The organism is uncultured Bacteroides sp. (genome assembly GCF_905207245.1).
In the GTDB taxonomy this organism is placed as follows: Bacteria; Bacteroidota; Bacteroidia; order Bacteroidales; family Bacteroidaceae; genus Bacteroides.
Map to the genome: position 1 here is coordinate 162,146 of NZ_CAJLKP010000002.1, position 10,918 is coordinate 173,063.

The window sequence follows — 10,918 nt, forward strand, 5'->3', positions numbered from 1 at the left end:
TGATAATAATGGATAACATTTAGATAACATTTTATTTAAAAAAACAGCTATATCTTTGCGACATCAAACTAAAAACAAAGAAATAACTAAAAATTATAAATTATGAAACAGCTTACAAAAGAATTAACGCAAGAAGAAAAAATGACAATTTATGGTGGTGCGTATAAATGGGTACTTGTTAATGGAGAATGGATTATAGTTAGGACATTAGATTCTTCAGCAAGTATTAACCTTCCGATAACAGAGTAATAACATAAGTAGAGAGAAAAGCCGCTTAACTTTGCAACATCAATCAAAAACAAGAGTAACATTTAAAAAAGAACAGTTATGAAAAGTAAGAAGTATCTAAATGATTTGAATGTTTGGGAAACCAAACAAATCTTAGGAGGTTCTAAAGTATGTACCTTATATAATATACCAAATGAATTCTTCAAAACACAGCAAGAAAATATTAACATAGCGATAACAAAGTGATAACATAAGTAGAGAAACAAACCACTTATCTTTGCAACATCAACAAGAAACAAAAGCAATAAATTAAAAAGAAGAGATTTATGAAGAGCAAGAGATTTTTAAACTTTAATACCCGTTCGAGAGATTGCCCGAATCTTCAAGTATATAATAGAATATACTAAATGATTTCACAACAACAGAACAAGAGATTATTAACATAGCAATAACAGAACAATAACATAAACAGTGAAACAAAGCGCTTAACTTTGCAACATCAATCAAAAACAAAAGTAACAAACTAAAAAGAAAAAAGTTATGAAAAACAGACAGTTTCAAAAGGGCTTAAAAGTTCGGAAAACCGGACTGGAATCAGGAGAAATAAGATGTGTGGCATGCATCATATAATGTTATAAACAACACCTCCCGAAATGCCGGAAAACATTAACATAGCGATAACAGAACGATAACATAAACAGTGAAACAAAGTACTTAACTTTGCAACATCAACAAGAAACAAAAGAAATATTTTACAAATATATTAACAACTAAAAAAGAAACAATTATGAAGACAAAGAAAATGAAAGCGCTTAGCGCAAACGAGCTGAGAAATGTAAATGGCGGCTGTGCCAATTGTATTCAAGCAGATGCATTGAAAAGAATCTTCGGAGAAAACAACCCTTTCTTTCCTATCGATGATACCTGTCACACAGATATGGGCAAGAATTTTCCCAGACTCATGTAGCCATTAACCTAATAGTGGCAGGGCAATAACACAATCGCAGATATAGAAACACCTGATTCTGTAATAGTAAAACAAAAAACATTTTGCAAATAAATTAATAACTAAAAAAACAACAATTATGAAAACAAAGAAAATGAAAGCGCTTAGCGTAAATGAACTGAGAAATGTAAATGGCGGTCATAACATTCCGATGCACATCCATTGCACCAAGCCTGCACCTGGCACCTGCGAATGTGTCCCCCTAAAAAATGGAGAAATCAGAGAATACTTCAAGATGCTTGATTTCTAAACCTACAGGAGCAAACACTTTACAGAAACGATACACAAGAAAACCGATGAAAGCATTAACTTTAGAAGAATGTATCAATACGTATGGTGGCTGTTACAATTACAGCGAAGAAACTAGTATAATCAGTGTTTTTGTAATACCCCATACTTTCCAAAAGTATTATCAATAGAAGACATACACTAAAGCATTCAAAGAAGAAAATTGAAACTTTTTTATCAAAAGCCATCCTAATAGGAGATTTTATTAACAACATGTATTACTAAAAAATTATTAATTATGAAACATTTAAAGAGACTAGGAAATGCACTTGGCATTCAAGAAATGAACACAAGTGAAATGAGAATGACAAACGGAGGAAACTGGTTTGTAGTAGCTGCAGTAACAGCCATAACTGGTTTCATTTATGAAACACTGACCAATCCCAAAGATACTGCAGGTGCACTTAAATCTGGAGCCGATAAAGCAGCAGCTATTAATTTCTAAAGTACTATTTGTATGAAAGCTAAAATGTATAACACAGAAGAATTGTCTCAAGAGGAACTCTTCGAGATAAAAGGCGGTTCATTGTCAGAGGTTGCATATGCAATATGGGAATTTATCGGATTTGCCGGTACTCTGAACACCAGACTAATGGACAAAAATGACCGGGTACATGAGAATTTATATAATCATTAACTAGAAATTTAATTATAAATAACAAGTATTCTGTCATTTATAAACGACCAAGAACAAGAGGCTGTCTCAAAACAGACTTTTGAATTCAGCCTCCTTTTCTGATTCTTGTTTCTTTTCTCCAGAAGCAGTACCAACCTCTCTGCCAATTTATGTACAGACGAGTCCTAAACAGAAATTAATTATTTATCAGAGATATATTATAATGAAACATACTAAAAAACATATTATTGCAATAATATTGGGATTTATAATAATGTTAACAGGTGCTTTCTTGTCAAATACATATCGACCATATATTTATAGAAATCATTTATCTGATTTTCATATTGCAGACACGATCAGCAGTTGGATACTTGTTCCAAGTACTACTTTGATAGCCTGGGGAATAATCAGAGGAAGAAACAGTATAAAAAAAACACTTATATGTTGTGTCGTTGTCCTTCTCATTAGCGAGTTTGCATTTTCCACCACTTTCGATATTTTCGATCTTATCGCTACAGTTATTAGTGGCAGTGTCACATATAGCATTTATGCTTTGTATATGGCTCCAAGGAATAAACGCCCAGAGAAATAAGTTCTAATGCCACAACTCTCCCCAGTGGAATCATTGAAAATACCGCAGAGTGCTACCTAATGATTACAAAGCAATAACACAAACAGTGAAACAAAGCTCTTAACTTTGCAACATCAAGAAAAAGATATCAACACATATATGGGGCTGTTAGAAATACAACGAAAGCACTAGCTTAACCAATATAATTGTAACGCCCTCTATTTTCCTTAAATAATTTTAGTATTAATATAAAAATCAAACACAGTTATGAAAAAGAATGAAAAGTACATGGTAAAACCATTGAATGAGAAAGAACAGAGAAATGTATCGGGAGGATTTGTAGATACCCGTAGTCCGCTTGATATTCTTAATGAAAGGAAGCTGAATCCTTTTAAGAAGCCCGACCGTGGAGAGGACTTCACTAAATTCTGGTAAAACTCTGTTCTGTTGATAACAAACACTATTTTAGTAACAATTAAAAAATGAAGAATTATGAAAGATTCAAAGAGAAATGAATTGATACAAGAAATGGGTATCAGTGAAATGAAAGGTGTAAATGGTGGTATAGGATTCTTGCCTCTCCCGATTATACCCTTAGAAGTTCTACAAAAAGCATTTGACGCTATTATGAATAACAAGAAAGCAGCATCCTAACGCAAGGAGCTATATTTTAAAGAAAACACAGTAAAATTTATATTATTAACAATTTAAAAGAAAAGAAAATTATGAAAAATTTCAAAGAAAATGCAATGATGCAAGAAATGAACTTGCAAGAAATGAAAGAAGTAAATGGTGGATTTGACGTTGGTTTGGCTCTAGCCATAATTTCCGCAGGAATCTACATCTATAATGAAGGAGGTGATTTTATTGAAGGATTTAAAGAAACTTTCAACAAATAAAAAAGGAGGCAATTATGAATTATATGGAAAATTTAAGCAAAGAAGATTTAATCACCATTTGTGGCGGTGATGATTTTACAAGAGATTTTGGGATGCTATGTGGAAGCATTGCAAGAGCAATAGTGGACGGCGCAAAAGTAATTGCATATAATATCGCATCACAGCAAGGTGCCCCAGAAGCTTGGCGATAAATGAACTAAATAAGAGAAGTAGAAAACAGGAATACTATCACAATATAGTTTCAATGAATTCGCTCCCAAAGTTCAATTAGTGTTACTAATAACAGATAGTAGGAGATGTTATAGTATGTCTCCTACTATTTTCCTAATTAAACAAACTTCCCTGTTTTTTTATTAGAATATAGCCCAATACTACTTGAAATAAAAGCTTTATATTATGAGTATTTGTGATTTCCACTCAAAGGAAGCGACCAATAAGAAAAAGTCGAATAATCATATTTTTAATAATTATAGAAAAATGGACAACAAAGAGAAAAAGTTGGAAAAAGAAATCCAACGTTTAAAAAGAGAACGATTATTTTTACTTATTTATGTAGGAATAAGTGGTATTATCATGCTATATAACGCAATAATGTAATAAACGGATCACCCGCAATTTCCGATACATAGATTCACCTTAAAAATTACTTATAGGTAGTACGCCAACTACTACTAAGTAAACGATCAACTACCTATAGGTTATAGAATGATTACTTATAGGTAATTGAGACTTCACTTCGCTACCACATATGTATCGTTTGCGCACCTGCCGCTACTTTATTGTTTCATGGATTTAGTGATAAATATTCTATCGGAAAGTTTACTTTTATAATCACATTAACGTATATATTCTATGAACTGCTGGGTCTTCTGAATATACACGGTACTTTTGATTTATATGACATCATACCATAAATAATTATCAGACAAGATTCAAGGAATCTCATTAAGCCAACGACTGATGTTGCGTTCTTCGGCGCTGAACTCCACACCTAGCTTTATCACTTCGCGTCCGTCTACCTGATAAGGTATCAGGTAACCTTTTTCGTCAATCTGCTTCAAGGCTTCCTCCGCAGTGCCGTTCAACTTAAACTCAAAGACATAGATAAACTTCGGAGTTTTTACAACAGCATCCGCACGACCTCGGGCACTCTTTACTTCGGCCTCGGTAAACTGACCCATAAGTTTGAAGACAAGATAGAAAATTACCTGATAATGGCGCTCGGTCTTGGCATTCAATTCGTAAGAAAAATGAGCAAAGAAAGCTTGCAGACGAGTGAGAAAAGAGTCGTAATCCCCGCTTTCAAGTTCATTGATAAATTTGCCTATATAAAAACCCTGATCGTTATTCTTCACTCCGGTATAGAAAGGTACAAGAAAATCTACGAAACCATAGCGCACTTCATCGTTAGGAAACTCCAACAGGTAGTTGCGGAAACGCTCATCAAAGCCCTTTATCGTCAGATAACCGCTCTGATAAATTAGTGGAATAGGATTATTGGAATCTACCCGATATTCGGAGAATACGGAAGCGGGTGCTTCAATGCCATCAAGTAAGGTACGCAAATCATACTCTGTCTTCTGCAACATTTCAACAAGAAAAGTCGGGGTACCGGTCTGAAACCAATAACTTCCCAGCTCCATATTGCTGAATGCATTCAGAACACTGAACGGATTGAACAGGCCTTCTCCTCTCGGGTGGAAATGATAGCCGTCATAGTTTCTGGTCAGTGCATCCACTGTTTCGTCAAACGTCAGGTTGTTTATCTCTCCAAAATGCTCTATTTCAGGAATGAAGTTCTTGCATAGTTCCTCTTTCGTAATACCGCATACGGTAGAATAGTAATAATTCATGCTGATATCCTGCATACTTTTCTGCATTCAAATCCAAATGCAGCACAGGATGCTTTTTCCATTCCGTCTCCATTTGTTCGATGGCAAGCCCTTCAAAAAGTTCTTTTCTCCCCCCGAAGTAAGCCTCAAAAGTAGAGAGTAACAGGCTCTTGCCGAAGCGACGGGGCGGTTCAGGAAGTAAGGCTTGCCGGTATTGGCTATCTTCCATACAAGAGCGGTCTTATCCACATACAGATAATTGCCAGTCCGTATATCTTCAAATGTCTGTATCCCGATAGGGAGTTTACGAAGCATATCATTCATCACCATAGTTTTTCCTTTTTAGTGGTTCAAAGTTAATCACTATTTTCGTATTATTCTACTCAGCATCTATTTAACATAGCGATAACATACCTATAACCTATCTTCCGCCATCAACCCCGTACTTTTGCTTCACGAAAAAGAGAAAAGTATTAATCATTAAAAACAGAAAGATATGTTATTACCGAACGAATGGATAGAAAACAGTCTTGAGACGTACATCTATCAGCACACCACAAAGTCACAGATTATTTATTGGGTAGTTTTATTTGCCATCACGGTTACTATGGTAGCACTCCCCTTTATTTATGTGGATATTTCCGTGCAAGGCAGCGGAGTAGTCCGCCCCATTACGGAAAAGACTGAAATCAAATCGGCCATCACGGAACTCGTTGACTCGATTTATGTTCGCGAAGGCGAACAAGTGAAAAAAGGTGATGTCCTTCTCCGCTTCCGCACAAACAGTTCCGACTATAAAATAAACTATCAGACCAATCGCCTGAACGATTACGAAGCGCATCTTTCCGATTTAGCCTACCTGTCAAAAGGCGAGCATCCGTCCGCATTCCGTTCTCCGGTCCGCCGACAGGAATACACGTATTTCACCAAAAAGAAGAAAGAACTTGAAACCTCTTTGGCACAAGCCGAGAAAGAATATATGCGCAACAAGACCTTATTTGAGAAGAAAGTAATTTCGGAAGAAGAATACGATAAATACTACTTCCAATATCAAAGTCAACAAAACGAACTGGCTTCACTGGTGCAAAGCCAACTAAGCACCTGGCAAGCCGACCTGAACAGCTATCGCAACTCCCGCAACGAAATGAGCACCAGCCTCAAGCAGGAAGTGAAAGACCAGGATATGTACATTGTCCGCAGCCCGGTAGACGGCACGCTCGACCAGTTCTCGGGCATATACCGGGGAAGCAGCATTCAAGCCGGACAATCACTGGCGGTAATCAGCCCCGACTCTACGCTTTGCCTCGAAGTATACGTCACTCCCCGCAACATAGGCTTTATGAGCATAGGCATGCCGGTCAACGTGCAAGTGGAATCCTTTAATTACAACGAGTGGGGCACGCTTCCGGGGAAAGTGAAAGAGATTTCTTCCGACTTCCTGACGGACAATCAAGGCAATTCCTTCTACAAAGTGAAGTGCGAAATGGAACAGGATTACCTGACATTGGAAAACGGACAAATAGGAAAATTGAAGAAAGGTATGACCGTCAGCGCCCACTTCATGGTGACGCGCCGTTCCTTGTTCGATCTGCTTTATCAGAAGATTGACGATTGGGCGAACCCAAGGCAATATGCGGCTAATGAGATGATAGCAAGAAACAGCAAATAGACATTAAGTAGCAAATAATAAAAAACAGAGATAAAATGAAAAAAGGAACTAAGATCAAGCAACATGACATCACCGATTGCGGAGCAGCCTGTCTGGCTTCCGTATGTGCCCACTATGGCCTACGCTTCCCCGTTTCGCGCATCCGCCAGTATGCATTCACCGACCAGAAAGGTACAAATGTATTGGGACTGATAGAAGCCGCCAACAAACTGGGGCTGTCTGCCAAAGGTGTCCGCGCACAGTTCGACGCATTGTACACGATTCCTAAACCCACCATTGCGCATGTGCTGGTGAACCACAAGCAACTTCAACACTTTGTCGTAATCTACAAAGTGACGAAAACGCATATCACTTACATGGACCCGGGAGACGGACGAATGCATAAAGTGCTGAACGAAGACTTCCGGCACGACTGGACGGGCATACTGGTATTGATGGAACCGGAAGAAACCTTCAAAAAAGGAAACCAGAAGACCAGCATGACCAAAAAGTTTCTTTCATTGTTGGCACCCCATAAGTCCGTAATGCTACAAGCCGTTTTCGGTGCACTCATTTTCAGTATTCTGGGATTGTCCACTTCCATTTATGTAGGGAAAATCACCGACTACGTATTAGTAGACAAAAACACCAACCTACTCAACCTGATGGGTGTGATAATGCTTGTCATCCTATTGCTGCGCACCTTTATCGGAGCCATGAAAAGCATTCTGGCCCTAAAAACCGGACAAAGGATTGATGCCGCATTGATTCTGGGATATTATAAGCATCTGCTGACCCTGCCGCAACAGTTCTTCGACACCATGCGCGTTGGTGAAATCATTTCACGCGTCAACGATGCCGTGAAAATCCGTAACTTCATCAACAATGTGTCGCTCGACCTGGTAGTAAACATCATGATATTGGTGTTTTCCCTCTGCCTGATGTTCATCTACTCCTGGAAACTGGCAGTCGTCACCCTGATAGCCGCGCCACTGTTCCTGCTCATCTACCTGAGCTTCAATAAACTGAACCGGAAATACCAGCGCAGCATCATGGAAAGCAGTGCCGACCTGGAATCGCAGTTAGTGGAGTCCATCAACTCTATCTCCACCATCAAGCGCTTCGGCATCGAAGAATATGCCAACCTGAAGACGGAAAGCCGTTTCGTACACTTGTTGAAGAGCACCTACCGCAGCATTTACGGCTCTATCATGGCACAGGGAGGTATTCAGTTTGTATCTACAGGCATCACAATCGCTATTTTGTGGCTGGGCAGTATTTTGGTCATCGATCAGGAACTGACGCCCGGCACGCTGATGGTGTTCTACTCCCTGGTTGGCTACGTCGTTTCGCCCATCGGCTCACTGATATCTTCCAACCAGACCATCCAGGACGCACTGATAGCCGCCGACCGCCTTTTCCAGATTATGGACCTGGAAAGAGAGCAGGAGAATGAACAGAAAATCATCCTCAAACCGGATATGATGGGAGATATCACCTTCGAAGACGTTTCTTTCAGATACGGCTCACGAAAAGAAGTGTTCAACTCCCTGAACCTAACCATCGAGAAAGGCAAAACCACCGCCGTCATCGGAGAGAGCGGCTCGGGAAAAACGACTTTGGTTTCTCTGTTGCAGCACATCTACCCCATTCAGTCCGGACGCATCCGCATCGGAGAATATGACATTGCACAGATTGACAATCGCAGCCTCCGGCGCCGGGTGGGCACAGTGCCCCAGCAGATTGAGTTGTTTGCCGGAACCATCGTCGACAATATAGCACTCGGCGATATGCAGCCGGACATGAAGCGCATTGCCGACCTGATAACCCAGTTGGGACTGAACAGTTTTATCAACAGGTTGCCCGACGGATACATGACCCAGATAGGCGAACACGGCGCATCCCTCTCCGGCGGCGAACGGCAGAGACTTGCCATTGCCCGTGCTTTATATAAGGAACCGGAAATCCTGATTTTTGATGAAGCCACGTCTTCACTGGATTCCATAGCCGAACGCTACGTGAAGGAAACTCTGGATGCGCTGGCAGGGAAAGGAAAGACAGTCATTATCATTGCCCACCGCCTCACCACAGTGAGATGTGCCGACAACATTGTGGTGCTCGACAAGGGCAAAGTAGCGGAAACCGGTACGCACAGCCAGCTCTACATGTCGGGCGGACCGTACAACAGGCTCTGGAACGAGCAGTTCGCCATGTTCGAATAATCTTAACATAGCGATAACATTTACATAACATTGTTTGGTTCTACATTGTCCTATTTTTGTACCAACAAAAGAAATAGAATAATTAGTAATCAAACAATGTTATTTTTATGAACAAGCTGATTGTAAAATATCTGATAATTGCCGGCTTACTCATCACCGGCAACGCACAAGCGCAGACCGAACGATGGACTCTCCAACAGTGTATCGACTATGCCATCCGGCACAACATTGAGGTGAAACAAAGCCAAAACCGGATTGAGAAACTGAAAGTGGAGAAAAGTACGCTAAAGAGCAGTTTCCTGCCGGAACTGAATGCCGGAACCTCGCAGAAGTTCGACTTCGGGCGGTCGCTCAACCGCAGCAACACGTATGAGGACAGCAACACACGGAGCACTTCTTTTTCGGTAAGTGCCGAAGTGCCCCTTTTCACGGGATTCCGCAGAAGCGCGTCCATATCCCGCAACAAGTTCGACTTGATGGCTGCCCGGGCCGACAAAGAATTAATAGAAAACAACCTGTCACTGAACGTCACGAGTTGCTACTTCCAGATTCTGCTGAATAAGGAAATCCATAAGATAGCCCTGGAGCAAATCCGGTTGACCAGGGAACAGGAGGACAGAACATTGCTTCTGATTGAAAACGGCAAAGCCCCGCAATCTCAGTTATACGACGTCAAAGCACAATTGGCAGATGACGAACTGACGGCAACGGAGGCAAAGAACTCGCTCCGCCTTTCACTTCTTGACCTTCTGCAATTAATGGAATTGCAGGCTCACGAGGATTTCGATGTCGATTCTCTCGATGAAAACAGTTTCCGGATAGATACCATTATGCCTCAGGCCATCTATGCTGACGCACTGAACTGTATGCCCCAGATAAAACAGGCTTACTACTCACTGCAAAGTAGTTCGAAAGCCATCAAGGTAGCCAAATCGGGATACTATCCTACGCTTTCATTAGGTGCCGGTGCCAGTACCGGATACTACCATTCGGGAAACAGCATAAACCCGTCATTCAATCAGCAACTTCAGAATAATATGCAAAAAAGCGTCTACCTCACACTGAGTATCCCTATCTTCGACCGCTTTTCAACACGAAATGAAGTACGCTCCGCACGGATAGAGGAGAGTAATGCCCGCCTGTCTCTGGAAAATGAGAAAAAGAGCCTGTATAAAGACATTGAAAAGGCTTATACAGATGCCGTGAACGCACTGGAAAAATATGAATCGACCGCCAAAGCCGTAGCAGCCAATGAAGAAGCTCACCGCTATGCGTTGGAAAAGTATGCTGCCGGGAAATCGGCCGTATATGAGTATAATGAGATAAAAATGAAGTTGGCAGATGCGCTTTCGAAGCAATCACAAGCGAAGTATGCATATCTATTGAAAGAAAGGGTATTGTCATTCTATGCATGCAAGTCCATTGGCGAATCCGGTTTCCAAGAGCAGAAACGACAGTTCCCACAGTAGGAAACGAGCGTTCCCATAAGGAGAAACTGCAGTTCCCATTAAAGGAAACGAGCATTCATATTATATTTCTGTACTGTACTGGATTTAGTTGACAACTTCGCTTGTTATACCTAAGTTAGTTTACTCAATATATTTT

At 40.3% G+C, this 10,918-nt stretch carries 15 protein-coding genes and 1 pseudogene; 15 read left to right on the forward strand and 1 reads right to left on the reverse strand.

Going from position 1 to position 10,918, the window contains the following annotated elements; all coding sequences use genetic code 11:
* Window positions 1-102: 102 nt before the first annotated feature.
* The 12 genes from QZ135_RS01495 to QZ135_RS01550 all read left to right on the forward strand — a co-directional run bounded on the left by QZ135_RS01495 (window position 103) and on the right by QZ135_RS01550 (window position 4,208).
* Window positions 103-249, forward strand: a complete 147-nt coding sequence (locus QZ135_RS01495) for a hypothetical protein (protein ID WP_294605280.1) — start codon at window positions 103-105, stop codon at window positions 247-249.
* 78 nt (window positions 250-327) lie between these two features.
* On the forward strand, window positions 328-474 hold the full coding sequence (locus QZ135_RS01500) for a hypothetical protein (protein WP_294605282.1): 147 nt from the start codon (window positions 328-330) through the stop codon (window positions 472-474).
* 541 nt (window positions 475-1,015) lie between these two features.
* Window positions 1,016-1,195: a hypothetical protein gene (locus QZ135_RS01505; RefSeq protein WP_294605285.1), complete on the forward strand. Its 180-nt coding sequence runs from the start codon at window positions 1,016-1,018 to the stop codon at window positions 1,193-1,195.
* 118 nt (window positions 1,196-1,313) lie between these two features.
* The gene (locus QZ135_RS01510; protein ID WP_294605288.1) at window positions 1,314-1,484 is read left to right on the forward strand and encodes a hypothetical protein; all 171 of its coding nucleotides are present in this window, start codon (window positions 1,314-1,316) and stop codon (window positions 1,482-1,484) included.
* A gap of 276 nt (window positions 1,485-1,760) precedes the next feature.
* The gene (locus tag QZ135_RS01515) at window positions 1,761-1,967 is read left to right on the forward strand and encodes a hypothetical protein (RefSeq protein WP_294605292.1); all 207 of its coding nucleotides are present in this window, start codon (window positions 1,761-1,763) and stop codon (window positions 1,965-1,967) included.
* Window positions 1,968-1,979: 12 nt separating this feature from the next.
* Window positions 1,980-2,159: a hypothetical protein gene (locus QZ135_RS01520; protein ID WP_294605295.1), complete on the forward strand. Its 180-nt coding sequence runs from the start codon at window positions 1,980-1,982 to the stop codon at window positions 2,157-2,159.
* A 202-nt stretch (window positions 2,160-2,361) separates the two neighbouring features.
* On the forward strand, window positions 2,362-2,733 hold the full coding sequence (locus tag QZ135_RS01525) for a hypothetical protein (protein ID WP_294605298.1): 372 nt from the start codon (window positions 2,362-2,364) through the stop codon (window positions 2,731-2,733).
* 246 nt (window positions 2,734-2,979) lie between these two features.
* On the forward strand, window positions 2,980-3,147 hold the full coding sequence (locus tag QZ135_RS01530) for a hypothetical protein (protein ID WP_294605300.1): 168 nt from the start codon (window positions 2,980-2,982) through the stop codon (window positions 3,145-3,147).
* Window positions 3,148-3,204: 57 nt separating this feature from the next.
* Complete coding sequence (locus QZ135_RS01535; RefSeq protein ID WP_294605303.1) at window positions 3,205-3,366, forward strand: hypothetical protein; 162 nt, start codon at window positions 3,205-3,207, stop codon at window positions 3,364-3,366.
* 71 nt (window positions 3,367-3,437) lie between these two features.
* Window positions 3,438-3,611, forward strand: a complete 174-nt coding sequence (locus tag QZ135_RS01540) for a lactobin A/cerein 7B family class IIb bacteriocin (protein WP_294605305.1) — start codon at window positions 3,438-3,440, stop codon at window positions 3,609-3,611.
* A gap of 14 nt (window positions 3,612-3,625) precedes the next feature.
* The gene (locus tag QZ135_RS01545) at window positions 3,626-3,802 is read left to right on the forward strand and encodes a hypothetical protein (protein ID WP_294605307.1); all 177 of its coding nucleotides are present in this window, start codon (window positions 3,626-3,628) and stop codon (window positions 3,800-3,802) included.
* Window positions 3,803-4,007: 205 nt separating this feature from the next.
* Window positions 4,008-4,208, forward strand: a complete 201-nt coding sequence (locus tag QZ135_RS01550) for a hypothetical protein (RefSeq protein WP_294605309.1) — start codon at window positions 4,008-4,010, stop codon at window positions 4,206-4,208.
* 335 nt (window positions 4,209-4,543) lie between these two features.
* Here QZ135_RS01550 and QZ135_RS01555 read toward each other — a convergent pair.
* A pseudogene (locus QZ135_RS01555) lies at window positions 4,544-5,767 on the reverse strand (AAA family ATPase).
* A gap of 172 nt (window positions 5,768-5,939) precedes the next feature.
* Between QZ135_RS01555 and QZ135_RS01560 the strand changes: the two are divergent.
* The 3 genes from QZ135_RS01560 to QZ135_RS01570 all read left to right on the forward strand — a co-directional run bounded on the left by QZ135_RS01560 (window position 5,940) and on the right by QZ135_RS01570 (window position 10,782).
* Window positions 5,940-7,112 carry an HlyD family efflux transporter periplasmic adaptor subunit gene (locus tag QZ135_RS01560; RefSeq protein WP_294605311.1) on the forward strand — a complete coding sequence of 391 codons (1,173 nt, stop codon included), beginning with the start codon at window positions 5,940-5,942 and terminating at the stop codon, window positions 7,110-7,112.
* Between the two features lie 35 nt (window positions 7,113-7,147).
* Window positions 7,148-9,313: a peptidase domain-containing ABC transporter gene (locus QZ135_RS01565; protein WP_294605313.1), complete on the forward strand. Its 2,166-nt coding sequence runs from the start codon at window positions 7,148-7,150 to the stop codon at window positions 9,311-9,313.
* 107 nt (window positions 9,314-9,420) lie between these two features.
* On the forward strand, window positions 9,421-10,782 hold the full coding sequence (locus QZ135_RS01570) for a TolC family protein (RefSeq protein WP_294605315.1): 1,362 nt from the start codon (window positions 9,421-9,423) through the stop codon (window positions 10,780-10,782).
* Window positions 10,783-10,918 lie beyond the last annotated feature (136 nt).